Consider the following 26,028-nt stretch of genomic DNA (forward strand, 5'->3'; position numbering starts at 1 on the left):
GGGCCCGTGGACCTGCTGGGCAGCTGGCGCGCCGCGGACGACCCGCGGCGCGTCGAGCTGTACACGCGCTGGTCGCTGCTGCCCTCGGTGGTCATCGCGCCGCTGGTCGTCCTCGGTCTCACGGTCGAGCACGACCGGGTCGGTGCCCTCGTCGCCACCGCCGGTTCGCTCGTGCAGGCCGCCGTCGTCGCGAAGGTGCTGGGACGGGTCGTGGACCGCAGGTCCTGGGGCCGGTCGCTGCTCGCGCTGTGGGTCCTCGGGTCGCTGCTCGCACTGGTCGCGGGTGCCGTCGCGTTGCGGGACACCGGCGGTGGGCAGGTGACCGCGGCAGCGGCCGTCGCGATCCTGGGCCTGGCGCCGCTGGGGCGCTTCCCCTTCCGCCGCTACGCCGTGCCCGTCGCAGCGTCGGCGGCCCTCGTGACGGCGCCGTTCGCCGCCGACGGCGCCCTCGTCGCGATCCTCACCTCCTACGCCGTGCTGGCCGCCGCGATCGTGCAGATGTCGATGTGGTTGCTCGACGTCGTGCGCGAACTCGCCGACGCCGAACGCGACCGGGTGAGACTGGCACTGGCCGAGGAACGGCTGCGCTTCGCCCGCGACCTGCACGACGTCGTCGGCCGCGACCTGTCGGCCATCGCCGTGACCAGCGACCTCGTCGCCGAACTGGCCCGACGTGGCCGGCCCGAGGCCGTCGAGCGGGCCGAGGAGGTCCGCACCATCGCGCAGAACTCCCTGCAGCAGATCCGCGACGTCGTGCGCGGGTACCGGGCCGTGGACCTGACGACCGAGCTCGACGGATCGGTCGCGCTGCTGAAGTCCGCCGGGGTCGAGTGCACGGTCGAGCACGACGAGCACGACCTGCCCGACGAACTGCGCTCCGCCGCGGCGTGGGTGATCCGCGAGGGCGTCACGAACGTCGTGCGGCACAGCGCCGCGACGTGGTGCCGGATCACCGTCGCCGGTGGTCCCGCGGAACTCGCCGTCCGGATCGAGAACGACGGCGTCACCCCGGCCCAGCACCGGCCCGGTTCCGGGTTGGCGGGCCTGGCCGAGCGGCTGCAAGCGTTCGGTGGAACCCTCGACACCCGACGCGGCGACGGAACGTTCACCCTCGAGGCCCGACTGGAGATGACCGCGTGATCCGCGTACTGCTCGCCGACGACGAGAACCTCGTGCGCAGCGCCGTCGCCGGCCTGCTGGACCTGCAGGACGACCTGGAGGTCGTCGGCCAGGCCGCGAGCTGTTCCGAGGCGCTCGCCGTGGCGCGCAAGGAGAAACCCGCCGTCGCGGTCCTGGACCTGCAGATGCCGGCGGGGGACACCCGCCCGGACACCCCCGCGGACGGCATCGCGCTGGCCGAACGGCTGCACACCGAGATCCCCGGGCTCTGCACCCTGCTGCTGACCAGCCACGGCCGCCCCGGCCACCTCAAGCGCGCCCTGGAGGCGGGGGTGCGCGGTTTCCTGCCCAAGACGTCGTCGGGTTCGGTGCTGGCCGAGGCGATCCGCACGGTCTCGGCGGGCGGGCGCTACGTCGACCCGTCGCTGGCGGCCGACGCCATCGCGGCCGGAGCGAGCCCGCTGACGGCGCGCGAGGCCGACGTCCTGGAGCTGGCCGCGGACGGCGCCGGGGTGGAGGAGATCGCCGTGAAGGTGTCGCTGTCGCCGGGAACGGTGCGCAACCACCTGTCGTCGGCGTCGGGGAAGCTGGGTGCGGCGAACCGGCACGAGGCCGTCGCCAAGGCGCGGAAGGCGGGATGGATCTGATGGGCAACCCGGTGCTGCTGCTCGGCGGCCGCAGCGAGATCGGTCTCGAGGTCGCCGAACGCCTCGTGCGGGCCGGGGCGCGCACCGTCGTGCTCGCCGCCCGCCGCGCCGGCGAGCTCACGACGGAGACCGCCCGTCTGGAGAGCGTCGGGGCGAGCGTGGAGACGGTGGAGTTCGACGCCGACGACCTCGCCTCCCACGGCCCGCTGCTCGCCCGGGTCGTCGAACGGCACGGCGCCCTCGACGCCGTCGTGGCGTTCGGGATCCTCGGCGACCAGGCCCGGGCCGAGCACGACGTCGAGCACGCCCTCGCGGTCGTGCACACCGACTTCGTGGCCCAGGTCAGCGTGCTGTCGCACCTGGCGAACCTGCTGCGGCCGTTGCGCTCGGGGCGGATCGTCGTGTTCTCCTCGATCGCGGGGGCGCGGGTGCGGCGGGCGAACTACGTCTACGGCTCGGCCAAGGCCGGCCTGGACGGTTTCGCCTCCGGCCTGGCCGACGCCCTGCACGGCAGCGGGGTGCGGCTGCTGCTGGCCCGGCCCGGTTTCGTCGTCGGCCGGATGACGCGCGGGATGTCCCCGGCCCCGTTGTCCAGCACCCCCGCGCAGGTCGCCGACGCCGTCGTGGCGGGCCTGGCCGCCGGGCGTGAGGTCGTCTGGGTCCCCGGGACGCTGCGAGCGCTGGCGGCGGCCATGACCGTCACGCCGCGCGCGCTCTGGCGCCGCGCCCCGCGCTGAGCCGCTCGCCGCGCGGACCGGCCGTGGCGTGCCTAGCGTGACGGCCATGGATCTCGAACTCACGGGACGCACGGCGCTCGTCACCGGTGGCGACTCCGGGATCGGCTGGCACACCGCGAAGCTCCTGGTGGCCGAGGGCGCGACGGTCGCGATCACCGACGTCGACCAGGAGATCCTCGACGAGGCCGCCGCCGAACTGCCGGGCGACGTGCTCGCCGTCGCGGCTGACCTCACGGACCCCGCCGACGTCGAGCGCCTGCACCGCGAGGTGACGCACGCGCTCGGCGACCCGGACGTCCTCGTGCACGCCGCCGGCATCACAGGAGCGCAGGGGCTGTTCCACGAGATCGACGAGGACGGCTGGCGCTCGACGCTGGAGACCGACTTCTTCGCCGCCGTCCGCGTGGTCCGCGCCTTCCTGGACGGCATGCGCCGCGGGGGCTGGGGCCGGATCGTGCTGCTGGCCTCCGAGGACGCCGTGCAGCCCTACGAGGACGAACTGCCGTACTGCGCCGCCAAGGCGGCGGTGCTCAGCCTGGTCAAGGGCCTGTCGAAGACGTACGGCGGTGAGGGCGTCCTGGTCAACGCCGTCTCGCCGGCCTTCATCGCCACCCCGATGACCGACGCCATGATGGCGAAGCGGTCACAGGAGAAGGGCGTCGACGTCGACGAGGCGATCAGGACGTTCCTCGACGAGGAACGGCCGTTCATGGAGCTCAAGCGCCGGGGACGGCCCGAGGAGGTCGCGGCCGTCATCGCGTTCCTCGCCTCCGAGCGGGCGAGTTTCGTCAACGGCAGCAACTACCGCGTCGACTCGGGGTCCGTCGCGACGATCTGAGTCGAGCCCAGGCGGTCCCGGAGCAGCTGCACCGTCCGCTCCCAGATGCCCGTGCGGGGGTCGATGACCGAGAAGTGGTTCCCCTCGTCCTCCACGAAGGTGACCTCGTCGCCGCCTGCTGCGGCGGCGCTGACGAAAGCCCGGGACAGTTCCAGCAGGTCGAGGTTGTCGCCACGGCCCACCACGACGGCCAGCGGAAGGCCGATCGGGATCCGCTGCAGCGGTGAGGACTCGGCGTAGACCGCGGGGATGTCGTCGGCTCGCCCACCGAGGGCCGTCGAGACCGCGCCCTCGCCCAGCCAGCGGCGGTCGGCCGTGACCAGGTCGAGGACCCCGGCCTGGGAGACCGTGAGTGCAGGGCGAACGCGCCGCGACGGGTCGGCCGCCACGTCAGCGGCCAGGCGCACGACCAGCTGGCCGCCCGCCGAGTGCCCCAGGGTGACGACCCGGTTCAGGTCCAGCCGCTCGTCGAGGTCCGCGAGGACCTCCAGCGACGCCGCGACGTCGGCTGCGGTGCCGTTCCAGCCGGCCTCGGCCGGCCGGCGGTACTCCACGTTCCAGGTGGCGAAGCCCCGGGTGAGCAGGTCGACCGCCATGGGTTCGGACAGGTCGTTCTCCCAGCGGGAGCGCCAGTACCCGCCGTGGACCAGGACGGCGACGGGGAACGGCCCGGGACCGTCGGGGACGCGCAGTTCACCGCGCTGGTCCGGGTCGTCGCCGTAGACCACCGTCCGGGCGGGGGAGACGAGCGTGCAGTGCCAGGCGTCGACGGCGAACCGGAGTCCGTCGACGCCGCGGCCCCGGACGTGCCGCCGGACGACCTCGGAACGGTCGGGGCCGGTCCCACCGACGTCGCGCTCGTCGAGGTCGACGCGGACGACCGCGGCCCCGTGCAACGGCAGACCCGCCCGGACCTGGGCGTCGAGATCCGCGGGGTCCGCGGGCAGCAGCAGCAGGAACTCACCACCGGTCACCGCGTCCGCGACGGCCGCGGAGAACTCCTGCTCCGTGCTCGTCACGACGAACTCACCGACGGCGCCGCGCGCCGTCAGGGCGCGGGTGAACACCTCTTCGGCCGTCCTCGCGTCCCTCAGGACACCGGGACCGACGACGGCCACGAGCCGGGCGGCGGTCACGACGCGACCGCCACGCGGTCGGGCACCCGGGTGCGGTCGAGCAGGGGGAGGACGCGTGAACCGATGAGGTGGACCCCTTCGTCGGTCCGCAGACCCTGTGGCGTTCCGAACTCGATGCGGTCCACGCCGGCGTCGATGAGCCGCTGAGCGAGCGCGGCCACCTGCTCGGGGGTTCCGGAGAACGCGAACCGGTCGAGGAGGTCGTCGGGGACCAGTCGCCCGGCGGCGTCGTGGTCGTCGTCGGCGACGTGCCGGCGGATCCCTTCGATGAGGTCGGCGGGGATCTCGACGGTGGCGTCGAGGCCACCGACGACGGCCAGGTACATGGCCACCTCGGCGCGGGCCTTGGCGCGGGCGGCCTCGCCATCCTCGGCCACGACGGTCACGGCCCCCAGGCAGACGCGGGTGCTGCCCACCGGGCGGCCCGCCCGTTCCTCACCGACGGCGAGACGTTCGCGGACGACGGCCACGGCGTCGGGGTTGGCCGAACCGCCGAGCTTGACCTCGTCGGCGATCTCGCCGGCCATCGCCAGGCCGCGAGGACCCCAGCTGCCGACGAGCACGGGAACCGCCGGCCGGGCCCGGTCGAACCGGAAACCCGTGCCGGGGGCCAGTCGGAACTCCCGGCCCTCGAAACCGGCGGTGTCACCGGCCAGCAGGGCCTGCACGTACTGCACCGTCTCCCGCATGCGCGACACGGCCCGCGGCTGGTCGATCCCGACGTCCCCGAGCCACGTCCCGCGGGCCAGCCCCAGGTAGGCGCGCCCGGCCGAGGCGAGGTCGAGGGCCGCGACCTGCCCGGCGATCTCGAACGGGTGCATGGAGAACGGGTTCCAGCAGGCGGCGCCCAGCCGGACCCGTCCGGTGACCGCGGCCATCTCCAGCAGGGCGAAGATCGGCGGTTGGTACATGAGGTCGGAGAACACGCTCAGGACGTCGATCTCGTAGTCCTCGGCGGCCTGCGCGAGGCGGGCGTACTCGCCGGCAGCCTTGTCGGACTGGATGCCCAGCCCGATCTCGACACGGGTGCTCACGTGAGGTCCTCCGAGCGCAGGGTGCGGGAACCGAGGCGGTCGATGCGCATGACCAACCGTTCCTCGGGGTCGGGACAGGCGACGTGGGAGTCCTTGCTCATCCAGTCGCCGGCGGGCAGGTCACGTTGCTTGGCGGCGATCATCGGCAGGACGGCCGCGAACGCGTACATGCAGAAGTGCTTGCCCTCGGGCAGGCGCATCTCGTTGGAGCGCACGACGTCGATGTAGTCGCCGACCTCCAGGCCACAGACCGGGCGGCCCTCGATCCGGTCGACGCAGATCCGCAGGTCGTGCAGGCGCATGTCGCCGCCCTCGACGTGTTCCAGGTCGGTCTCGTCACTGCTCATGAACTGGCTCCGGTGGGGGTGCGGTCGTGGGCGAGCCAGCACGCGGCCTGCCGGCCGGTGCCCGCCGCGGGGGGACGGGTGGTGATCCGCAGCAGCGGTTCGGTGGTGCACGCCTCGAACGCCCGCGGGCAACGCGGCCGGAACCGGCACCCCTCCGGTGCGTTGCCCGGGTCGGGCACCTCACCGGTCAGCGGTTCGGGCAACCCCGCGCCGACCTCGACGCGAGGGACGGCCGCGGTCAGCGCTGAGGTGTAGGGATGCGCCGGGGCGCTCCACAACTCGTCGGTCGGGGCGAGTTCGGCGACCTTGCCCAGGTACATGACGGCCGTGCGGTGGGCGATGTGCCGGACCAGGGCCAGGTCGTGGGAGATGAACAGCATTCCCACGCCGAGTTCGCGCACCAGTCCGGTCAGGGTCTGCACGACCTGCACCTGGCTCGACGCGTCGAGCGCCGTGACGGGTTCGTCGGCGATCAGGTACGCGGGTTGCGGAACCAGGGCTCGCGCGATGGCGATGCGCTGCAACTGCCCGCCGGAGAACTGGTGGGGGAACCGGTCGGCCACGTCCGGGGACAGCCCGACCCGTTCCAGTTGTTCGACGACGCGGTCCGTGCGCGAACGCGCGGGAACGTCGGCGGGCACACCGTCGGCGAGCTGGCTGCCGATGCGCCGCCGCGGGTTCAGCGAGGAGTAGGGGTTCTGGAACACCATCTGCAGCCGCAGTTCGGTGCGCGGTCGCCGGCGCCAGGACAGCGGGGCGATCTCCTCGCCGTCCAGGAGCACGTTCCCGCGCCGCGGGGCGATCAACCCCGAGGCGACCCGGGCCAGCGACGACTTGCCGCAGCCGGACTCGCCGACCAGCCCGACGACCTCGCCGGGCTCGACTTCCAGGGAGACCCCGGCCACGGCCTGCACGGTGCGGCCGGCGCGGCCGCGGTACTCCACCTCGACGTCGTTGAGCTGCAGGCTCACCGGGTGACCTCCACGGTCTGCGGTGTGGCCGGGGCGTGCACGAGGCACGCGGCCCGGTGGCGGGGGTCGGCGGACCGGTCGCGCGCGGGGACGGGCGCCAGCGGCGGGGCCGCCGAGGTGCAGGCGTCCACGCGGTCGGCGCAGCGCGGCGCGAACGGGCACCCGGCGGGCGCCGAGGCGGCGTTGACGGGGATCCCGGGGATGGGGACGAGGTCCACGGTGCGGCCGTCCTCGCTCACCTCGGGACGCGCCGACAGCAACGCCGTCGTGTACGGGTGGCGGGAGTCGCGCAGCAGGTCCGCGGTGGGTCCCGTCTCGGCGATCCGGCCGGCGTAGAACACGTAGGTGCGCCGGGCCAGGGCGGCCAGCACCCCGAGGTCGTGGGTGATGAACAGGACGGTCAGGCCCCGTTCGCGGGCCAGCCGGTCGAACAGGTGCAGGATGCCGGCCTGCACCGTCACGTCGAGCGCCGTCGTGGGTTCGTCGGCGACGAGGACCCGGGGTTCGGCGGCCAGCGCGGCGGCGATCGCGATGCGCTGGCGCATGCCACCGGAGAACTGGTGCGGGAAGGCGCGCAGCGCCGCGTCCGGGTCGGGCAGGCGCACCTCCTCGAGGAGTTCGGCGGCGCGGGCGGACGCGGCCTTCTTCGACAGGCCGAGGTGGCGGCGCATGTGCTCGGTCAGCTGCGTCCCCACGGTGAGCATGGGGTGCAGCGAGGCCGTGGGGTCCTGGAACACCATGGCGATCTCACCGCCGCGCACGGCCCGGCGCTGCCGCGCCGGTAGGGCCAGCAGGTCCCGGCCGTCGAACTCGGCCCGGCCGCTGACCCGTGCGCCGTCGGGCAGCAGACCGAGCAGCGCCCGGCCGGTCATCGACTTGCCCGAGCCGCTCTCGCCGGCGATCCCGACGATCTCGCCGGCCCCGGCGGACAGCGTGACGTCGGTGAGGACGTCGACCGGGCCGGCGGGTCCGGGCAGGTCCACGGCGAGGTGCTCGAGCTGGAGGAGGGGTTCAGACACGGTGTCTCACCGTCCCGTCGTCGAGTGCGGGTCGAGCTTGTCGCGCAGTGCGTCGCCCAGGACGTTGCAGGCCAGCACCGCGGTGAGGATCGCCAGTCCGGGGAACAGCGAGACCCACCAGCGGGTGATGTCGTTGGTGCCCGAGGCGATCATCGCGCCCCACTCCGGCGACGGTGGCCGCGGGCCCAGACCCAGGAACGACAGCGCGGCCAGCAGCAGGATGGCGTTGCCGAACTCCAGCGTGGCCAGCACGATCGCCGGCCCGAAGCTGTTCGGCACCACGTCGCGGCGCAGCGCGGTGACCGGCCCGACCCCCAGCATCCGCGAAACGTTGAGGTAGTCCTCGGACCGGATCGTCAGCACCGCGCCACGGATGACCCGCGCGTACACCGGCCAGGAGACGATGACCAGGGCCAGAACGGCGTTGGCGGTGCTCGGCCCGAAAGCCGCGGCCACCGCCATCGCCAGGATGATCTGCGGGAACGCGAACACCAGGTCGGTGATGCGCATGACGACGGCGTCGACGGCTTTGCCCACGTACCCGGCGACCAGGCCCAGCAGCCCGCCGAGCGCCAGCGCGCAGGTGACGATGGCCAGGGCCAGTGGGATCGACAACCGGGCACCGTGCAGGACGCGGGACAGCACGTCGCGGCCGAGTTCGTCGGTGCCGAACGGGTGCGCCGCACTGGGCGGGGAGTAGAGGTTCGCCGTCTGTTCCAGCGGGTCGTGCGGGGAGATCACCGGTGCGGCGACCGCGACGACGATCCAGGCTGCCGCGACGACCATCGCGGCGACCACGACGGGCTGGCGGCGCAGCCCGCCGGTGCGGCGGGTGGCCCGGCGCAGGGTTCGGGGGGTGCGTGTCTTCGTGAGGGTGGTGGACGTCACGACAACCGGACTCTCGGGTCGGCCAGGCCGTAGAGCAGGTCCACGACGAGGTTCACGGTCAGGTAGACGGCGGCGATGAACATCGTCGCGCCGAGGATGGCGGGCCGGTCCAGGGCGGTCGCGCTCTGGTAGGCGTACTGCCCCAACCCCGGCCAGCCGAACACGCTCTCGACCAGGACGGTGCCCGAGAGCAGCGACGCGAACGCCAGTCCTGTCATGGTGATGATGGGTACGAGCGCGGCGCGCAGCAGGTGCTTCACCAGGACCGTCCACTGCGGCAGGCCCTTGGCGTGCGCGGCCGTGATGTAGTCGCGGCGCAGCACCTCCAGCAGCGCCGAGCGGACGAACCGGGTCAGCGTCGCGATGGTGACCAGGGACAGCACGAGCACCGGCAGGACGGCGTGCTGGGCGGCGTCCCACGCCTTCAGCGGGTTCCCTTCCAGCAGTGCGTCGATCGTGAACACGCCGGTGACGTGCGCCGGTGCGGCGAACTGCGGACTGAGCCGGCCTCCGTTGGGGGAGACCCCGAGGACGTAGAAGAACACGTACAAGGCCAGCAGCGACAACCAGAACGGCGGTGTGGACAGCCCCAGCAGCGACACCACGCGCACGCCCTGGTCGGGCGCCTTGCCGTGCTTCACGGCCGACAGCAGACCCAGCAGGACCGCCACGACGACGGACACGACGATCGCCGGCAGGGCGATCTCGAGCGTGGCCGGGACGTAGTCGAGCAGGTCCGCCAGCACGGGCCGACCGCTGCGCTGGGAGGTTCCCAGGTCGCCCTGGACGAGGTTGCCCAGGTACGTCAGGTACTGCACCGGCAGCGGCTGGTCGTAACCCCACTTGCGCTCGAAGGCCGCGACGGCCTCGGGGTTGCCCAGCGCCGCGTCCGACAGGTTCGCCGCGACCGGGTCGCCGGGGACGGCCTGCACGAGCAGGAACCCCACGACCGTGGTTCCCCACAACAGGCCGATCGTGGTCGCGAGCCGACGGGTGAGGAACCGCAGCAACGGGTGCCCGCCCGCGCGCGGCCGGCGCACGGCCGGTCCCGCCTGGGTCGTGGTGGGTGCCGTCACGCCGGCGCCACCCGTTCGAGGTCGAGCAGCCAGCCCGCGGCGGTGTACTCAGCGTCGGCCACGGCCGGGGTCGAGACGACAGTTCCGGAGTTCTGCGCCAGCGGCAGGAACGGGGAGACCTCGAGCATGACCCGCTGCCAGTTCTGCAGGGCCTCCTCGCGGGCGGTCTCGTCCGTCGCGGCGTTGACCGCACCGATCGCGGCGAGGGCCTCGTCGGCACCGACGCGGGTGGCGTCCCAGCGGACGCGTTTGCCGTTGGTGCCGTCGGGGCTGAGCTGGTTCACCAGCGACTCCGGCCGCGGGTAGGACAGCGCCTGCGGGGTGAAACCCATCACGACGTTCCCGCTGCGCTGCTCCTCCAGGAACGCGGGCATGGCCAGCGGCGTCAGTTCCAGCACGATCCCGGCCTGAGCGGCGTCGTTCTGCACCTTCGTCGTGATGGTCGCCAGGTCGACGCCGCGGTAGGTGATGGCGGGGTAGATGAACCGGACGGGGGTGTCGCCGACCCCGGAGTCCGCCAGCGCGGCGCGCGCCGCGGCGAGGTCCTGCGAGGGAGCCTCGTCGACCGGCAGGGCGCCGGGGTAGGTCTGGGCGATGTACCCGGCGATCTTCTGCCCACCCTCGCCGAACAGGGCTGCGACGCCGTCGTAGTCGATCGCCGCGGCCAGAGCCGCGCGCCACTGCGGGTTCGAGGTGGCGGGGGAGACGGCTGGATCGGTGCTCAGGTAGAGCATGTAGTACGTGTCCGGCGTGGAGGAGATCGTCAGGGTGTCCGGCAGGCCGTCGAGCAGCGAACCGGTGAGGTCCATGGACACCTCGGCCGTGGTGCTGCGCGAGATGGACAGCTTCTGGTTCTGGGTGTCGGTGTTGCGGACGACGATCCGCTCGAAGCCGTTCGCCTCGCCCCAGTAGTTCTCGTTGGGGACCAGGACGATCTCGTTGCCGGGGTCGTTGCTCTCCAGCACGTACGGTCCGCTGCCCATCGACGCGGTGTCGAACGCGGTCTGGGCGGTGTCGACGGCGTCGGCGTCGGTGGCGTCCGACGCGCCGGCCGCCCGGGCAGCGGCGGAGTTCACCACCGAGGACGCCGGCATCGCCATGAGGGTGGAGACGTTGGTGGCCGGCGCCTGCGAGGTCACCACGAACGTCTGTGCGTCCGGGGCGCTGAACGTCAGCCCGGTGAAGAACCCCGCGCCGGAGCCCTTGAGGTTGACCAGGCGGTTGAGCGAGAAGAGGACGTCGGCGCTGGTGACGGGGGTACCGTCGGAGAACGTGACGCCTTCGCGGAGGGTGAACGTGTGGACCAGGCCGTCGTCGCTGGTGGCGTAGTCCTGGGCCAGGTGCGGAACGGGCGCGGACACGTCGTCGCCCTCGAACGTCATGAGGGCGTCGTACAGGCCGTGCAGCGCGAAGTACCCCGTCTGCTCGTAGGCGCGGCCGGGGTCGAGGGTGGAGTAGACGAACGTGGTGTTCACCAGCAGCGTGGCGGGGGCGTCGCCGCCGGCGTCGCCGGAACTCTGACCGGCCGAACCGGCCGTGCAGGCCGCGGTGAACGAGACGCCGGCGGCCGCGCCGAGGGCCAGCGCCGAACGTCGGGTCAGGCCGTTGCGCTGGAGCGGGGACTGCGGGGAGTGCGAGGACATCGGTCCACCTCAAGGTCCGTGGGAAGGTCACACCGGACGCCGTCTCGCGTCCACGGGAACCGACCCTAGAACAGAATTGTTAAGGCTGTGTGTACTGACGAGTAGTCTGGCTTGACGAATTCGCGGAACCCCCGCGCCGACGAAGGAGCGACCGTGCTCAACGAACGTGTGCGCCTGCTGCGCAAGGAACGCGGCCTGTCCCTGCGTCAGCTCGCCGAGGCCACCGGGTTGTCCGCCGCCCTGCTGAGCCAGGTCGAACGCGGCACGACCGATCCGAGCCTGTCGACCGTGCGCAAACTCGCCGTCGTGCTCGGGGCCGACCTTCCGACGTTGTTCGCCGAGGACGCGCCCTCGGGAGCGCACGTGAGCCGACCGGGTCAGCGGCCGCTGCTGTCGGCGGGCCACGGTTCGATGGCCTACGAGCGGCTCACTCCCGGACGCACCGACCTCGAGGTGCTCAAGGGGCGGCTGGAACCCGGTCAGGCCACGTCCGAGGAACCCTGGGGTCACCCCTCGACCGAGTGCTCGGTCGTGCTGCTGGGAACCGTGGTGGCCGAGGTCGGCGGGGTGCGCCACGAACTGCGGGTGGGCGAGAGCATCACCTTCGACTCCCGTCTCCCGCACCGCTACCTCAACGCCTCGGGCGAACCCGCCGAGTACCTGATGTCCTGCACACCGCCGAACCCCTGAGGTCAGCGTGCCTCGGCGTGCCGGCGGACGATGACCCAGTCGGACCCGTTCCAGCGGAACACCTCGGTGACGCGGGCCACGCGCCGCGGGGTGCTCGGCTCGACGGGTTCGCCGACGAGCAGGTACCGCGCGACGGCCGTCTCGCCCCACACGGCCACCTCGGAGACGTCGGCGGCCAGGCTGCGCATGGCCGGGGGCTCGCCGCGTTCGGCGCGGTAGCGGGCCAGTTCGTCCAGGCCCCGGATCATCTCGGGCAGGTGCGACTCCCACGCGGTGACCTCGGGGTCGAGGTGGGTGTTGAAGCGTTCCCAGTCGCGGTCCATCCAGGCCGTGTACATGTCGGCCAGGGCGGCCTCGACGAGCTTGCGGGAGGTTTCCGCGTCGGGGACGTCGGTGGTCGTCACGCCAGGCTCCTGTTCCGGTCGTCGCGGACGATGTCCCCGCCCTTGGCGACCCAGTCGATGGTGCGGTAGGTGGTGGTGTCCCGGGTCGGGTCCCCGGCGGTGGCGACGAGGTCGGCGTACTTGCCGGCCTCGACGGTGCCCAGGTCCTGCTCCGCCCCGAGCCAGCGGGCGGGAACGAGGGTGGCCGCGGCCTGCGCCGCACGGGCGCCGAGCCCCTCGTCGGCCATGTGCTCCAGTTCGCGCACCGCGGCGGAGGTGCCGTCGAAGATCCAGAACGGCGGCATGTCCGATCCGAGCATCACGGTCACTCCCGCGTCCAGGGCGTACCGGTAGCTCTCCAGGTGGCGTGCGCCGGCGCCGAGGGAGCGTTGCTGCATCCACTCGGGTACCCCGAGCTCGTCGAAGAACTCCTTGCAGCGGGTGACGACGAGGGTGGGCACGTACCAGGTGCCTGCCGCCGCCATGGCCTTCGTGACCTCGGCGGTCAGTTCGTAGCCGTGCTCGACGCAGTCGAGTCCGAGCTCGACGGCCTCGCCGACGACCTCGGACGGGCCGGCGTGCGCGGTGACCTTGCGGCCCCACTCGTGCGCCGTGGAGATGGCCGCCGCGAGTTCCTCGCGCGTCACCTGACGGGTCGTGATGGTCTCGTGCCGGCCGGAGATGCCGCCGGAGATCATCACCTTGATGAGGTCGGCACCGGCCTTCACCTGGGTCCGCACCCCGCGCCGGAAACCCGTCGCCCCGTCGCACTCCAGGGCGCCGGAGGTGGCGTGCCCGTGGCCGCCGGTGGAGGAGATGGGGCGGCCGGCGGTGAAGATCCGCGGCCCGGGAACCCGGTCGGCGGTGATGGCGGCCTTGAGGGCGAAGTCGTTGCCCTCCTTCTCCCCGACGCAGCGGATGGTGGTGACGCCGGCCTGCAGCGTCTTCGCCGCGCCGTCGGCCATGTGCAGGACGAGTTCGACGGGGTTCATGGCGCGCACGGCGTCGCCGAGCCGGCCGGGCAGCGACAGCCCGAGGTGGGTGTGCATGTTCACCAGACCGGGGGACAGGTGCCGTCCGCCGAGGTCGACCTCCGGGGTGCCCTCGGGAACGGCGGGCCGCACGTCGGACTCGGTGCCCACGAGAGCGATCCGCTCACCCTCGACGAGGACGGCGGCGCCGTGCAGCGGGGTGTCGCGGACGGCGTCGACGACCGAGCAGTTGCGCAGCAGCAGCCGTTCGGAGCGGCGGTGCGGCGAATCGGGCATGTCAGGCCTCCCAGGCGGTTCGGCCGTCGACGAGGACGGCGGCGGGTTCGAGGGTGTCCCAGCTCGTCGTCCCGGAGCGGGTGAACGGGTCGTCGGGCCACACGACGAGGTCGGCGGGGGCGCCGGGGACGAGGGTTCCCAGTCCGGGGACCCCCAGGTGCTCCCCGGCGTCGCGGGTGTACATCTCCACGGCGCGGCGCAGGTCCAGCGCCTCCGCGGCGCCGAGGTCGGAGTCGTCCCACGCCCGGCGTTCGGCGGCGATGCGGGCCCCGACGAGCGGGGAGAACGGATGGGTGTCGGACCCGGCGGCGAACCGCAGTCCCAACCGGGCCATGGTGTGCAACGGCATGGCCCGCCCGGCCAGCGGCCCCCACGCCTCGCGCATCTCGCCGGAGTAGACGAAGGCCAACGGGGGGTTGACCGAGACTCCGACGCCCAGGCGCAGGCAGTCGTCGACGTCCCGGGTGCCCATGAGGAACGCGTGCGCGATCTTCACCTGACCGGGGGCGAGCGGCCGGCCCGAGCTGGCCACGTCGTCGACCACGTCGAGGACGGTGGCGATGGCGCCGCCGCCCATGGCGTGCACCGTCAGTGGCCAGCCGCGGTCGGCGCACGTCGTGACGAGGGTGGCGAGTTCCTCGCGGGAGCAGTGCGGGTGGGCGCCCGGGATGTCTTCCCCGCCGCGCATCCAGGCCGTGGTGAACTCGCCGTCGAGCAGGAGCTTCACGCCCCAGGCCGCGAGCCGGTCGTCACCGCTCACCGGGCTGGTCCCGGCGAGGATCCGTTCGAGTTCGGCGTCGAAGGGCTTGCGCCAGTCGATGCGGTTCATCAGCCGCACGCGCTGGTGCAGGGTGCCGCGCCGGCGGGCCTCGCGGTACAACTCCCAGGCCGACTCGAAACCCCCGGCCAGACCGGGGTCGGCGACCGAGGTGATGCCGTGCCGCAGCAGTTCGGTGGAGGCCCGCGCCAGGATCCGCTGCCGGTGCTCGGGATCGGCCATGCTCAGCGTGTAGATGCTGTCGTTGACGACCCGCACGGGCGGACCGGACAACTGGCCGGTCCCGGCGTCCCAGCCCTGCTCGAACCCGGCGAGCCGGTCGGCCAGCACAGCGGCACCGGCCGAGTTCAGCACCCCGCGGTCGGGACGGCGGTACAGGTAGGTGGGGACGGACTGCGTCACGGCGTCGAGTTCGGTGCGCGTCGGCAACCGGCCCTCGGCCAGGTTCGCCTCGTTCCACGCCGCGTTGTCGGCGAAGCACCGGATCCACGGCGGGTCTTGCAGGTGTTGCGTCGCGGCGGCCCGCGTGCCGACGACCTCCAGCAGTTCGGCCAGCGTCCGGGCGTCCTCGAGCCGGAGCATGGTGAGCTCGTGCGACACCTTCTCCAGGTGCATGTGGGTGTCGACGAAACCCGGCCAGACCGTCGCGCCGTCGAGGTGCCGTTCCTCGGCGTCGGGGCCCGCGGCCGCTCGGACCTCGGCGTCGGCGCCGACGGCCAGGACGCGACCGTCCCGGACGGCGAGCGTCGTCGCCGTGGTGCCCGCCACGTCGAAGGTCTCGACGTGGCCGCCGGTGAGGAGCGTCGTGCTCATGCTGCCAGGCTCCGTTCGTCGTCGCGGACCACCTCGCCGCGGGACAGGACCGCGTGCACCCGCCGCACGGCGGTGGTGTCGCTCAGCGGGTCGCCGTCGACCACGAGGAGGTCGGCCAGGAAACCCTCGGCCACCGCCCCCAGTCGGTCATCGGCCCCCAGCCAGCGCAAGGGGGTGCTCGTCGCCGCCGCGAGCGCGTCGCGCGGGCTGAAACCGGCGGGGGCGCCCAGGTCGGCCATCAGGCCGTACTCCCACGCGGTGGCGTTGGTGTCGTCGATGGCCCAGAACGGCGGCAGGTCCGATCCCAGCATGACCTCGACACCGGCGCGCAGGGCCGTGCGGAAGCTCTCGGTGTGCCGGTCGGCGGCGCCCAGGGACCGCTCCTGCATCCACCGCGGGACACCGCACTCGTCGAAGAACTCCCCGCACCGGGTGACGCCCAGAGTGGGCACGAGCGCGCAGCCCGCGGCGGCCATCTGCGCGCACACCTCGGGTGTGAGCTGGTAGCCGTGCTCGACGCAGTCGAGGCCGAGCTCCACGGCGTCGGCGACGACGGGCGCGGGGCCGGCGTGCGCGGTGACCTTCCTGCCGGCGTCGTGGGCGGCGCCGATGACGGCGGCGATCTCGTCCCGGGTGAGCTGGCGGGTGTCGATGGCCTCGTGCTGCCCGGCGATGCCGCCGGAGATCATCACCTTGATCAGGTCGGCGCCGGCGCGGACCTGCGACCGCACGCCGTACCGGAAGCCGTCGGGGCCGTCGCACTCCAGCGTCGAGGAGTTCTCGTGCCCGTGACCGCCGGTGCAGACCAGCCCGCGACCGGCGGTGAAGACCCGCGGTCCGGGAACCCGGCCGGCGTCCACGGCGCGGCGCAGGGCGAAGTCGACTCCGTCCTCCTCGGCGACGCACCGGACGGTGGTGACGCCGGACAGCAGGGTGCGGCGGGCCCCGTCGGCCACGTGCAGGGCGAGGTCGTGGGCGTCCATGGCGGCGATCTCGCGGCCGCGGTCGCCGGGCAGCACGAGCGTGAAGTGCGTGTGCATGTTCACCAGGCCCGGCAGCACGGTCCGCCCGTCGAGGGGGAACTCGGCCGTCCCGGCAGGCGCCCGGTCACGCAGCGACCCGGCCGGTCCGACGGCGGCGATGCGGCCGTCGACGACGAGGACGTCCTCCTCCGTGCGTGCTTCCCGCCGTGCGTCGGCAACACCGCCGCCGGTGAACAGCACCGGCGTGGGAGGCTGGCGGTCGGCGGGCATGGAGCCTCCACTCGTCGTTCACCGAGAACGTACAGGCGTCCATCTCCACTTGACGGACGCACGCACCGTAGCCCGCAGATGTGTCATCCGTGTTACGAACGTCAAGATCTTCGAGATCGTCCACCGAGGAGTTCCCGGTCCGCCGCCGCTACTGTCGTCGGAGTGAGTGAGTCCACCACAGTCTCGCAGCGCCTCGACGCGCTGCCCTTCACCGGCAGGCACCGCCGGCTGCTGCTCGGGTCCGGCGTCGGCTGGGCGCTGGACGCCCTCGACGTCGGGCTCGTCGCCTACGTGCTCGTCGCGCTGCGGGAGCAGTGGGGCCTGAGCGCCACCGAGCAGTCCTGGATCGCCTCGATCGGTTTCGCCGGCATGGCCGTCGGCGCGACCCTCGGCGGGTTGCTGGCCGACCGCATCGGGCGGCGGCAGGTCTTCGCGCTGACCCTGCTGCTGTACGGGCTCGCGACCGGGGCCGCGGCGTTGTCGTGGTCGCTCGCCGCGCTGCTGGTCTTCCGGTTCCTGGTCGGGCTGGGGCTGGGGGCCGAACTCCCGGTCGCCTCGACGCTGGTGAGCGAGTTCGCCCCGCGGCGCATCCGCGGCCGGGTCGTCGTGGTGCTCGAGGCGTTCTGGGCGGTCGGCTGGACGCTGGCCGCGCTGGTCGGGTACCTGCTGGTCCCCACCTCCGACGACGGCTGGCGGTGGGCGCTGGCGATCGGGGCCCTGCCCGCGGTGTACGCCGTCGTGGTGCGCTGGGGGCTGCCGGAGTCGGTGCGGTTCCTGCTCTCGAAGGGGCGGACCGAGGAGGCCACGCGGGTCGTCGCGCAGTTCGAGGCCTCCGCGGGGATCTCCTCCTCGGGCGAACTCGTCCCCGATCCGCGACCGGTGGGCGTGCGCGGGATCTGGGACGCGGGGCTGCGCCGGCGCACCACGGGACTGTGGCTGGTCTGGTTCTTCGTGAACTTCAGCTACTACGGCGCGTTCACGTGGATCCCGAGCCTGCTCGTCAGCGACGGTTTCACCCTCGTCCGGTCGCTGGAGTTCACGCTGCTCATCACCCTGGCGCAGCTGCCGGGGTACGCCGTCGCGGCCGTGCTGGTCGAGACGTGGGGGCGGCGACGCACCCTGTCGGTGTTCCTCGTCGGTTCCGCCCTGGCGGCACTGGCGTACTCCGCAGCCGGCTCGGAGGGCACGATCCTGGCCGCCGGGATGGCGTTGTCGTTCTTCAACCTCGGTGCCTGGGGTGCGCTGTACGCCGTGACCCCGGAGGTGTACCCGACGGCCGTGCGCGGTCGGGGAGCCGGGGCCGCAGCCGGTTTCGGCCGCATCGCCTCGATCCTGGCCCCCCTGTCCGTGCCGCTGCTGTCCGGCTCCGGGGGGACGGCGCTGGTGTTCGTGGTGTTCGGGGTCGCGTTCGCGGTGGCGGCCTCGGCCAGCTTCCTGCTGCCCGAGAAGCGCGGTGTGGCGCTGGACTGACGGCGGTCCGCCGTGTGGCCCGTACCAGCCCCGCGCCACGGACGGTGTTCCGGTGACGGCACGCCGAGGTGAGGACCTGACCTTCGCGGGCTGTGACAGCGGTGGTCCTGTCGTGGGACGCAGGAGTCACAGGTCCGGCTGCTTGGGCACGTCGCACCAGACCTGGGTGTACCCCGGCAGTTGGCGCCAGCCCCACTGGCTGCTCAGCCCGTTCAGCAGCAACGCCCCCTCGTCGCTCACCTCGACGTCGGCCGAGCCGGCCAGGTCGACGAGGACGCTGAGTTGATCGGGGTGCTCGTGGACGGCCAGGGTGAGGACCTGGCGGGCCCGTCCACCGACGGCCATGAGCTCTGCCGCCGCCTGGACGACGTCTTCAGCGTGTTCTCCGGGAACGCCGCTCTGCTGGGCGTACAGGCCGAGGAACCGTCGTGCCTGGGCGAGCGCCCGGGCGCCGGGCGCCAACGGGAACTTGACCTCGCCTGCCGTGCCGGGATCGAGACTCATGGTCGTACCTCTTTGATCGGTGGAACCATCGGAAGCCGTCGGCTGTCAGCCCGCGTCGTCGGTGTCATCGGTGTCGTCGACGTCGTCGGGCTGGCCGGTCCGGGCGGAGCACCGCGACGTGTTCCTGCGGCGGCGACCGCCCCGGCGCCCACCGGGAACACCTCGGAGATCGGCGCAGTCGGGAGTTCGAGGTCGAAGCGACTCGGGGAACGCTGCGTCGGTGGCGGCAGCAGGCGGCCACGGGAAGCGTGCTGGCACATCGTCGATCACCTGCTGAGCCGTCGAGACCGGCGGTTCCTGGTTCGAGGCACCGCGGGAGGGAACGGCCGCTTCTTGGACCGGCTGCGCAAGACGCTGCGAAGGGTCAGCCGGGGTCCGGGGCTGGGTTCCAGTACAGCACCGGTGGTACTGCTCGGCAATCCGGACGTTCCCGACGAGGCACGGGCGAGCCGACGTCGTGGGCCAGACCCGGCGGCTCGCCGTCTGGCGGGGCGGGACGACGGTGGAACGGCCTACCCGTCGCCGGCGACGAACGACCCCGTCGTGCTGTCAGGTCGAGCCGAGTTCACAGCGGCTGGCGTTCCCACCACGTCGGGGCCCGGGACGCCTCGAGGCGCGCCAGTTCCTCCCCGAGCTGTTCGGAGCCGCGGCCCATGCCGCGGGCTCCCGCCGGACGCTCGACCACCGCGCGGACGACGGCGTGGCGAGCGTGGCCGTCGCTGGCCATCAGGACCAGCGCGGTCGCCACCGCGTGGTGGCACCCCTGGAACTGTCCCCAGGTCTGTGCCTGGCCCTCGTCGGTGGTGATCTGCAGGACGCAGTTCTGGTCGATGATCGCGTCGTCGAGGGCCGCGCGAACTTCCGGCACCCGGTCGCGCCGGACCTTCAGGACGTTGACGATCCCGACGTCGTCGCGCAGGACCAGCCGTGCGCCCTCGAGGTCAGAGGTCAGTTCCGCGCGGAGCACACCGCGTCCGATCCGGTTCCTGCTCATCGAGCACCTCCAGCACCGTTGCCGTTCTCCAGTTTCCCACCACGGGCGCGGGTCGCCAAGAGGTTCTCGTCGGCCGCAGCGCGTCTCACCAGCCCCGCTCGCGCCACTCCGGCAGGTGCGGCCGCTCGGTCCCGATGGTCGTCGGCGCGCCGTGGCCGGGGTGCACGACGGTGTCGTCCGCGAGCACGGCGAACAACCGTTCGCTGACGTCGGTGAACAGCTGGCTGAAGGCGGCGGGATCGCCGAACGTGTTCCCGACGCCGCCGGGGAACAGCGAGTCGCCGGTGAACAGGTGGTCGGGACCGTCGGGGTCGCGCAGCAGCAGCGCGACCGAGCCCGGGGTGTGGCCGCGCAGGTGGATCACCTCCAGCAGGACGTCGCCGACGCGCACCACGTCGCCGTGCTCCAGCCGCTGCTGCACGGGCAGGGGGAGGTCGTCGGCGTCGTCGGCGCCGGCTGCCGTCCGCGCGCCGGTCGCCTCCACGACGGCGGCCAGCGCGCCGACGTGGTCGTGGTGCCGGTGGGTGGTGACGACGACGTCGAGCCCGCCGTCGACGAGCGTCAGCAGGCGGTCGGGCTCGGCGGCCGCGTCGACCAGCAGCGCCCGGCCGGTCGCTCGGCACCGCACCAGGTAGGCGACGTTGTCCATCGAACCCACGTGGAGCGCGTCGAGGACGGCGGTGGAGGTCGTCGTGGAGGTCATGACCGCGACGCTACCGGCGCGGGATCACCCGACGGATCGACGCCGGCGGATCAGCGGGGTCGTGCGACCTTGCCGACGGCCGGGGTGGTGGGGGAGCCCTGGTGGCGCAGGTCGATCACGCGGGGACCGCCGGAGCCGTGGACCTCGTCGTGCCGGTGCTGGCGGCGACGGGCGAACCCGACCGCGAACCCCATCGTGCACAGGGCGTAGAACACCGCGCGGGCCGGCTCGCCCTCGGCGGCGAAACCGCCGGTCAGCGCCAGGCACCCCAGCGCACCGATGAGGTGCACGAGATCCATGAACGACCGCCAGACTCCCACCTGCCGATGGTGACGTCCCCCCGCCCGGAACGCACCACGAGGAGGTGAAGTTGACCGGCCCGGTCGACGCCCGGTGACTTTTAGTCGCACCTTATTGACTCTAAGTAACTGAGGTGTGAGGTGCTCGCTGAGACGGCGTGAACGCCTGACGTCCAACCCCACCCCTCAGCAGCAGCGTGAGGTCCATGAACTCGCACGCTCTGGACTGGGAACTGCACGAAGGCGTCGCCGCCCGCCAGCGCGCGGCCGTCGAGGCCGCCGAACGTGAACGGCTGGTGCGTGAGCTGCGCGCCGCCCGCCGTGACCAGCGCCGCGCCCGGCGCCGCCGCCGGACGGCGTGGTGGCGGAGTTGCGCCGCGGAGTGGAACGAGTTGCTCACCGGCCAGCCGGTGCTGTGGAAACCCTGAGCCGCTCGTCGCACCCCGGTGTCACCATGGCCGACGTGCCCGTCCTGCCGACCCGCCCCACCGACCGCGGCGGCGCCCTCGTGGGCCGGGCCGTCGAGCTGGCCGCGCTCGAGGACGCGCTGGCGCGGGCACGCGCGGGCACCTCGGGCGGGGTGCTCGTCGAGGCCGACGCCGGCGTCGGCAAGTCCCGGCTCGTGGCCGAGCTGTGCGCACGCGCCGGCGGCGACACCGTCCTGCTGGGCCACTGCGCCTCCGCCGGCGGGGACGCGCTGCCGTACCTGCCCTTCGTGGAGGCGCTGGAACCGTTGCGCGAGCAGGGGCACCCCTCCGGGTGGGCCACGACCGGGCGGCCGGGGGCGGACCTGTCCCAGGTGCAGTTGTTCGACGAGGTCGCGACGGCGTTGGCCACCGCGGCCCGGAAGCGTCCCGTGCTGCTGGTCCTGGAGGACCTGCACTGGGCCGACGGCGCCAGCCGCGATCTGCTGACGTTCCTGCTGCGGCGGGTGCGCACCGAGCGGGTGCTGACCGTCGCGACCGTCCGGACCGACGACCTGCACCGCCGGCACCCGCTGCGGCCGGTCCTGGCCGAGCTCGGGCGGCTGCCGGGGGTGCAGCGCATCGTCCTGGATCCGTTCACGGCCGAGGAGACCGGTCAGTTCCTGCGCGACCTCACCGGGGCGGACGTCCCGGCGGCGACGGCCCGGCGCATCCACGCCCGCGCGGAGGGGAACGCCTACTACACCGCCGAACTCGTGCTCGCCGGTACCGGGAACGCCGGCCGGCTGCCGGCCGCGCTGGCCGACGTGGTGCTCGCACGCCTGGAGTCGTTGCCGCCGGAGGTCTCCGAGCTCGTGCGCGCGGCCGCGGTCGGCGGCCGGCGGGTCCGGCACGAACTCCTGCAGGCCGCGACGGGTCTGGCCGGCCCCGAGCTCGAACGTCGCGTGCGCGACGCCGTCGCCCTCAAGGTCCTGGACGCCGACGGCGGGGAGGGCTACGCCTTCCGGCACGCCCTGCTGCACGAGGCGGTGTACGAGGACCTGCTCCCCGGCGAGCGGGTCCGGCTGCACGCCGCCTACGCGCGGGCCATCACCGCGGCCACGGGCGAGCCGCTGTCCTCGGCGGCGCAGCTGGCGCACCACGCGCGCGCCGGCAACGACCTGCCTGGCGCGCTGGTCGCGGGCATCGCCGCGGCCGACGAGGCGCAACGGCTGCGGGCCCCGGCCCAGGCCTGGCGGCACCTGGAGGAGGCTCTGCCACTGTGGCGGTCGGTGCCCGACGCCGCCGAGCGCACCGGCACGAGCCTGCTCGAGCTCACCGTGCGGGCCTCGCAGCTGGCGGCCAGCGCGGGGGAGCCGGCGCGGGCCGCGCTGCTCGCCCAGGACGCCGTCGGCCTGCTGCCGGCCGACGCCGCGCCGGCCGTGGCGGCCGCGGTGCACCAGCAGTGCGCCTCCGCGCTGTGGGCGTGCGACCACGGCGAGGAGGCCATCGCCCAGGCCCGGCTGGCCCAGCACCGCGGTGGCGCCGATCCCGACGCCGCGCACGCGGTCTGCTGGGCCACCGCGGTGGCCGCGCGCTGCTACGTCGCCCTGGACCGCCCCGCCGAGGCCGCCGCCGAGGCGCGGCGGGCGCTTTCCGCGACCGAGGGTGACCCCGCCCTGGCGGCCGCCGAGGCCGACGTCCTCATCACCCTCGCCGCTCTGGACAACCTCGAGGGCAAGCTCGCCGACGCCGACGCGTTGTTCGCGCGGGCCGCGGAGGCCGCCGAGCGGGTCGGTTCCCTCGGGACGGCGCTGCGGGCCCGCTACAACCGAGCCGTCGACCGCTACGAGCGCGGCGACCTCACCGGGGCCCGCGAGGTCCTCGACGACTCCTGCGCCTGGGCGGCCCAGCTCGGCCTGTCCTGGTCGCCCTACGGCCTGCAACTGCTGGCCCTGCAGGCGACGACGAGCTTCGTGACGGGGGAGTTCGACCGTGCGCTGGCGCAGGCGCAGGCCATCGGACCGCAGGCCCCGCCACTGGTCGCGACGACCGTCGGGGTCGTCGCCGCCCGGGTGCTGGCGGCCCGGGGGGCCTTCGAGGAGGTCGACGCCGTCCTCGACCCGGCCTGGTTCGACGACGTGGAGGAGGGGCTGGCGGCCTCGGCGGCACAGGCGGAGGCGTTGCGGTGGCGCGGTGAGCCGGCCGCGGCGGCCGACGTGCTGGTGACGGCCCTGTTCGGCTACCGGGGCGTGGAGCACTCCTCCCACCTGCTGGGCCTGCGGCTGGGAGCGCAGGCCGTCGGTGCCCTGGCCGACGCGGGCTCGCGCGACGACGCCCTGGTGGAGCGGATCCGCGACCGCGTGGCCGAACTCGTGCAGTTCGGGCAGCCCCGCGCGGGCGTCCTGGGGCCGGAGGGGCGGGCCTGGGTGGCGACCCTGCACGCCGAGGTGGCCCGCTACCGCCACCTCCCCCCGGCCGAGCAGGGCGCAGCCTGGCGCGTGACGGTGGCGGAGTTCTCCTACGGCGACGTCTACGAACTGGCACGTTCACGGTGGCGCCTGGCCGAGGCGTGCATCGCCGCGGGCGCTCGCGAGGAGGGGCTCGCGGTCCTGGACGAGGCCCGTCGGACCGCGGCCCGGTTGCGGGCCGCCCCGCTCGCGGCGGCGCTGGAGGACCTCGCCCGGCGGGTGCGGGCCTCGGCGGCTCCCGGCCGCGGGCCGCTCACCGCGCGGGAGTTGCAGGTGCTGGACCTGCTGGCCGCCGGCCGCACCAACCGGCAGGTCGGCGAGGCGTTGTTCATGGCCGAGAAGACCGCCAGCGTGCACGTCTCCCGGATCTTCGCCAAGCTCGGAGCATCGTCCCGTGCCGAAGCGGTCTCGATCGGGCTGCGCCGTGGGCTGCTGGCCGGGGAGGACCACCACGCCGTGTGAGGACGAGCATCTCTGACCCGAGGAGTTCCGGTGCACCGCAACGCAGTCGTCGTCGCCGAAGCGCTGCGCGCAGCCGGTGCCGAAGGGGAGGTGGTCGAACTGACCACCGCGGCCCGCACCGCCGCCCAGGCCGCGCAGGCCCTCGGGTGTCCCGTCGGCGCGATCGCCAACAGCCTGGTGTTCCTCGCCGACGGTGAACCGGTCCTCGTGCTGACCAGCGGCGGTCACCGGGTCGACACCGCGGCCGCGGCGGCGGCGCTGGGCGTCAGCGAACTCACCCGTCCCAAGGCGCCGACGGTGCGGGCGGCCACGGGGCAGCCGATCGGTGGGGTCTCGCCCGTCGGCCACCCCCGCCACCTGCGGACCGTCATCGACGTCGACCTGCTGCGCTACGACGTGGTGTGGGCCGCCGCCGGCACCCCGCACGCGGTGTTCCCCACCACGTTCGCCGAACTCGTGCGGATCTGCGACGCCGAGCCCGTCGCGGTGGCCTGACACGCCGAACGCCCCCGGCTGCACGAGCCGGGGGCGTTCGGGTCGGACCGGGTGTCAGTCGGTGCCGGCCTCCATCGCGGCGCGGTCCAGCAGTTCGTCCTCGCTGGTCTCACCGCGCGAGGCGATCGCCTGCGCACCACCGGATTCCAGGGCCCCGATGAGGCTGACCTGGGCGTTGCCGACCATGCCCAGACCCGCGTACTGCTCGAGCTTGGCGCGCGAGTCGGCGATGTCCAGGTTGCGCATGGTCAGCTGGCCGATGCGGTCGACCGGTCCGAAGGCGGAGTCCTCGGTGCGCTCCATCGACAGCTTGTCCGGGTGGTAGCTGAACGCCGGGCCCGTGGTGTCCAGGATCGAGTAGTCCTCGCCGCGGCGCAGCCGCAGCGTGACCGAACCGGTGACCGCGTTGCCCACCCAGCGCTGCAGGGATTCACGCAGCATGAGCGACTGCGGGTCCAGCCAGCGACCCTCGTACATCAGCCGGCCCAGGCGCCGGCCCTCGTTGTGGTAGCTGGCGACGGTGTCCTCGTTGTGGATCGCGTTGACCAGGCGTTCGTAGGCCGCGTGCAGCAGGGCCATGCCCGGCGCCTCGTAGATCCCGCGGCTCTTGGCCTCGATGATCCGGTTCTCGATCTGGTCGGACATGCCCAGTCCGTGCCGCCCGCCGATCGCGTTGGCCTCCAGCACGAGCGCGACGGCGTCGGAGAAGGTCCGACCGTTGATCGAGACGGGACGGCCCTGCTCGAAACCGATGGTCACGTCCTCGGTGGCGATCTCGACCTCGGGGTCCCAGAACCTCACGCCCATGATCGGCTCGACGAGCTCGATGCCCACGTCGAGGTGCTCCAGGCGCTTGGCCTCGTGGGTGGCTCCCCAGATGTTCGCGTCGGTGGAGTAGGCCTTCTCGGTGCTCGCCCGGTAGGGCAGGTCACGCGCCTGCAGCCACTCCGACATCTCCTTGCGCCCGCCGAGTTCGGTGACGAAGGCGGCGTCCAGCCACGGCTTGTAGATGCGCAGCGAGGGGTTGGCCAGCAGGCCGTAGCGGTAGAACCGCTCGATGTCGTTGCCCTTGTAGGTGGACCCGTCGCCCCAGATCTGGACGTCGTCCTCGAGCATCGCGCGCACCAGCAGCGTGCCGGTCACGGCGCGCCCGAGCGGGGTGGTGTTGAAGTAGCTGCGACCGCCGGAGCGGATGTGGAACGCACCGCAGGTCAGAGCGGCCAGGCCCTCCTCGACCAGCGCGGAGCGGCAGTCGACGAGCCGGGCGAGCTCGGCGCCGTAGGCCTCGGCGCGGCCCGGGACCGTGTCGATCTCGGGCTCGTCGTACTGCCCGATGTCGGCGGTGTAGGTGCACGGCACGGCACCCTTCTCGCGCATCCAGGCGACGGCGACGGAGGTGTCGAGACCGCCGGAGAAGGCGATGCCGACGCGCTCGCCGGCGGGCAGGGACGTGAGCACCTTGGACATGCGGAACATCATGCACAGCAATGCATGAACATGCAAAGTCGCCTAGCCCGGGAGGCGCGCGGTGACCGCGCGCGCGATGACCGCGCACGCGGTGACACCGCGCTCGTTCGGCGACCGCG

General features: G+C 73.3%; 26 protein-coding genes. 9 read left to right on the forward strand and 17 right to left on the reverse strand.

The window, feature by feature from the left end; genetic code table 11:
* Window positions 1-6: 6 nt before the first annotated feature.
* Genes ACRYR2_RS16875 through ACRYR2_RS16890 form a run of 4 tightly spaced genes read left to right on the forward strand, consistent with a single transcriptional unit; the run spans window position 7 to window position 3,341 of the window.
* Window positions 7-1,140, forward strand: a complete 1,134-nt coding sequence (locus tag ACRYR2_RS16875; RefSeq protein WP_432564052.1) for a sensor histidine kinase — start codon at window positions 7-9, stop codon at window positions 1,138-1,140.
* Entirely contained in the window at window positions 1,137-1,766 is a 630-nt protein-coding gene (locus tag ACRYR2_RS16880) for a response regulator (protein ID WP_432564053.1), read from the forward strand. The genes ACRYR2_RS16875 and ACRYR2_RS16880 overlap by 4 nt, the downstream gene beginning before the upstream one ends.
* Window positions 1,766-2,503 (forward strand): SDR family NAD(P)-dependent oxidoreductase, encoded by a 738-nt coding sequence (locus tag ACRYR2_RS16885; RefSeq protein ID WP_432564095.1) that lies wholly within the window; start codon window positions 1,766-1,768, stop codon window positions 2,501-2,503. The genes ACRYR2_RS16880 and ACRYR2_RS16885 overlap by 1 nt, the downstream gene beginning before the upstream one ends.
* Before the next feature lie 46 nt (window positions 2,504-2,549).
* Complete coding sequence (locus tag ACRYR2_RS16890; RefSeq protein ID WP_432564054.1) at window positions 2,550-3,341, forward strand: SDR family NAD(P)-dependent oxidoreductase; 792 nt, start codon at window positions 2,550-2,552, stop codon at window positions 3,339-3,341.
* Here the strand turns inward: ACRYR2_RS16890 and ACRYR2_RS16895 are convergent.
* Genes ACRYR2_RS16895 through ACRYR2_RS16930 form a run of 8 tightly spaced genes read right to left on the reverse strand, consistent with a single transcriptional unit; the run spans window position 3,305 to window position 11,455 of the window.
* Window positions 3,305-4,477, reverse strand: coding sequence for an alpha/beta hydrolase family protein (locus ACRYR2_RS16895; RefSeq protein ID WP_432564055.1), 1,173 nt, complete (start codon window positions 4,475-4,477; stop codon window positions 3,305-3,307). The two genes, ACRYR2_RS16890 and ACRYR2_RS16895, sit on opposite strands and share 37 nt — an antisense overlap.
* Window positions 4,474-5,511, reverse strand: coding sequence for an LLM class flavin-dependent oxidoreductase (locus ACRYR2_RS16900; RefSeq protein ID WP_432564056.1), 1,038 nt, complete (start codon window positions 5,509-5,511; stop codon window positions 4,474-4,476). The genes ACRYR2_RS16895 and ACRYR2_RS16900 overlap by 4 nt, the downstream gene beginning before the upstream one ends.
* Complete coding sequence (locus ACRYR2_RS16905; RefSeq protein ID WP_432564057.1) at window positions 5,508-5,858, reverse strand: TIGR04076 family protein; 351 nt, start codon at window positions 5,856-5,858, stop codon at window positions 5,508-5,510. The genes ACRYR2_RS16900 and ACRYR2_RS16905 overlap by 4 nt, the downstream gene beginning before the upstream one ends.
* Complete coding sequence (locus tag ACRYR2_RS16910; protein WP_432564058.1) at window positions 5,855-6,829, reverse strand: ABC transporter ATP-binding protein; 975 nt, start codon at window positions 6,827-6,829, stop codon at window positions 5,855-5,857. Before ACRYR2_RS16910 ends, ACRYR2_RS16905 begins: the two co-directional genes overlap by 4 nt.
* Window positions 6,826-7,848: an ABC transporter ATP-binding protein gene (locus ACRYR2_RS16915; RefSeq protein WP_432564059.1), complete on the reverse strand. Its 1,023-nt coding sequence runs from the start codon at window positions 7,846-7,848 to the stop codon at window positions 6,826-6,828. The genes ACRYR2_RS16910 and ACRYR2_RS16915 overlap by 4 nt, the downstream gene beginning before the upstream one ends.
* A 6-nt stretch (window positions 7,849-7,854) precedes the next feature.
* Complete coding sequence (locus tag ACRYR2_RS16920; protein ID WP_432564060.1) at window positions 7,855-8,736, reverse strand: ABC transporter permease; 882 nt, start codon at window positions 8,734-8,736, stop codon at window positions 7,855-7,857.
* The gene (locus tag ACRYR2_RS16925; protein ID WP_432564061.1) at window positions 8,733-9,812 is read right to left on the reverse strand and encodes an ABC transporter permease; all 1,080 of its coding nucleotides are present in this window, start codon (window positions 9,810-9,812) and stop codon (window positions 8,733-8,735) included. Before ACRYR2_RS16925 ends, ACRYR2_RS16920 begins: the two co-directional genes overlap by 4 nt.
* Window positions 9,809-11,455: an ABC transporter substrate-binding protein gene (locus ACRYR2_RS16930; RefSeq protein WP_432564062.1), complete on the reverse strand. Its 1,647-nt coding sequence runs from the start codon at window positions 11,453-11,455 to the stop codon at window positions 9,809-9,811. Before ACRYR2_RS16930 ends, ACRYR2_RS16925 begins: the two co-directional genes overlap by 4 nt.
* A 153-nt stretch (window positions 11,456-11,608) precedes the next feature.
* Here ACRYR2_RS16930 and ACRYR2_RS16935 point away from each other — a divergent pair, with 153 nt between their 5' ends.
* On the forward strand, window positions 11,609-12,145 hold the full coding sequence (locus ACRYR2_RS16935) for a helix-turn-helix domain-containing protein (RefSeq protein WP_432564063.1): 537 nt from the start codon (window positions 11,609-11,611) through the stop codon (window positions 12,143-12,145).
* 2 nt (window positions 12,146-12,147) lie between these two features.
* On the opposite strand, the gene ACRYR2_RS16940 is transcribed toward ACRYR2_RS16935, so the two are convergent.
* Genes ACRYR2_RS16940 through ACRYR2_RS16955 form a run of 4 tightly spaced genes read right to left on the reverse strand, consistent with a single transcriptional unit; the run spans window position 12,148 to window position 16,640 of the window.
* Complete coding sequence (locus tag ACRYR2_RS16940; protein WP_432564064.1) at window positions 12,148-12,549, reverse strand: nuclear transport factor 2 family protein; 402 nt, start codon at window positions 12,547-12,549, stop codon at window positions 12,148-12,150.
* Window positions 12,546-13,796, reverse strand: coding sequence for an amidohydrolase family protein (locus ACRYR2_RS16945; RefSeq protein ID WP_432564065.1), 1,251 nt, complete (start codon window positions 13,794-13,796; stop codon window positions 12,546-12,548). The genes ACRYR2_RS16940 and ACRYR2_RS16945 overlap by 4 nt, the downstream gene beginning before the upstream one ends.
* Window position 13,797: 1 nt before the next feature.
* The gene (locus ACRYR2_RS16950) at window positions 13,798-15,387 is read right to left on the reverse strand and encodes an amidohydrolase (RefSeq protein WP_432564066.1); all 1,590 of its coding nucleotides are present in this window, start codon (window positions 15,385-15,387) and stop codon (window positions 13,798-13,800) included.
* Window positions 15,384-16,640: an amidohydrolase family protein gene (locus tag ACRYR2_RS16955; protein ID WP_432564067.1), complete on the reverse strand. Its 1,257-nt coding sequence runs from the start codon at window positions 16,638-16,640 to the stop codon at window positions 15,384-15,386. The genes ACRYR2_RS16950 and ACRYR2_RS16955 overlap by 4 nt, the downstream gene beginning before the upstream one ends.
* Window positions 16,641-16,802: 162 nt before the next feature.
* Here ACRYR2_RS16955 and ACRYR2_RS16960 point away from each other — a divergent pair, with 162 nt between their 5' ends.
* Window positions 16,803-18,110, forward strand: a complete 1,308-nt coding sequence (locus tag ACRYR2_RS16960; RefSeq protein ID WP_432564068.1) for an MFS transporter — start codon at window positions 16,803-16,805, stop codon at window positions 18,108-18,110.
* A gap of 126 nt (window positions 18,111-18,236) precedes the next feature.
* Here the strand turns inward: ACRYR2_RS16960 and ACRYR2_RS16965 are convergent, their stop codons facing one another.
* From ACRYR2_RS16965 to ACRYR2_RS16980, 4 genes are all read right to left on the reverse strand, one after another.
* Window positions 18,237-18,614 carry a hypothetical protein gene (locus ACRYR2_RS16965; protein ID WP_432564069.1) on the reverse strand — a complete coding sequence of 126 codons (378 nt, stop codon included), beginning with the start codon at window positions 18,612-18,614 and terminating at the stop codon, window positions 18,237-18,239.
* Window positions 18,615-19,179: 565 nt separating this feature from the next.
* Window positions 19,180-19,608, reverse strand: coding sequence for a hypothetical protein (locus tag ACRYR2_RS16970; RefSeq protein ID WP_432564070.1), 429 nt, complete (start codon window positions 19,606-19,608; stop codon window positions 19,180-19,182).
* Between the two features lie 85 nt (window positions 19,609-19,693).
* A complete protein-coding gene (locus ACRYR2_RS16975) occupies window positions 19,694-20,311 on the reverse strand; it encodes an MBL fold metallo-hydrolase (protein ID WP_432564071.1) in 618 nt (205 codons plus the stop codon).
* Window positions 20,312-20,361: 50 nt separating this feature from the next.
* Window positions 20,362-20,631 carry a hypothetical protein gene (locus ACRYR2_RS16980; RefSeq protein ID WP_432564072.1) on the reverse strand — a complete coding sequence of 90 codons (270 nt, stop codon included), beginning with the start codon at window positions 20,629-20,631 and terminating at the stop codon, window positions 20,362-20,364.
* Window positions 20,632-20,816: 185 nt separating this feature from the next.
* Here ACRYR2_RS16980 and ACRYR2_RS16985 point away from each other — a divergent pair, with 185 nt between their 5' ends.
* The 3 genes from ACRYR2_RS16985 to ACRYR2_RS16995 are packed head-to-tail and all read left to right on the forward strand — an operon-like array spanning window position 20,817 to window position 24,442.
* Entirely contained in the window at window positions 20,817-21,038 is a 222-nt protein-coding gene (locus tag ACRYR2_RS16985) for a hypothetical protein (protein ID WP_432564073.1), read from the forward strand.
* Window positions 21,039-21,064: 26 nt separating this feature from the next.
* Window positions 21,065-23,947 (forward strand): helix-turn-helix transcriptional regulator, encoded by a 2,883-nt coding sequence (locus ACRYR2_RS16990; RefSeq protein WP_432564074.1) that lies wholly within the window; start codon window positions 21,065-21,067, stop codon window positions 23,945-23,947.
* A gap of 30 nt (window positions 23,948-23,977) precedes the next feature.
* Window positions 23,978-24,442, forward strand: a complete 465-nt coding sequence (locus ACRYR2_RS16995; protein ID WP_432564075.1) for a YbaK/EbsC family protein — start codon at window positions 23,978-23,980, stop codon at window positions 24,440-24,442.
* 54 nt (window positions 24,443-24,496) lie between these two features.
* Here ACRYR2_RS16995 and argG read toward each other — a convergent pair whose 3' ends face one another.
* Window positions 24,497-25,909, reverse strand: a complete 1,413-nt coding sequence (argG, locus tag ACRYR2_RS17000; protein ID WP_432564076.1) for an argininosuccinate synthase — start codon at window positions 25,907-25,909, stop codon at window positions 24,497-24,499.
* Between the last annotated feature and the right edge of the window lie 119 nt (window positions 25,910-26,028).

The sequence above is a fragment of the Kineococcus deserti genome (genome assembly GCF_050871945.1).
Classification (GTDB): domain Bacteria; phylum Actinomycetota; class Actinomycetes; order Actinomycetales; family Kineococcaceae; genus Kineococcus.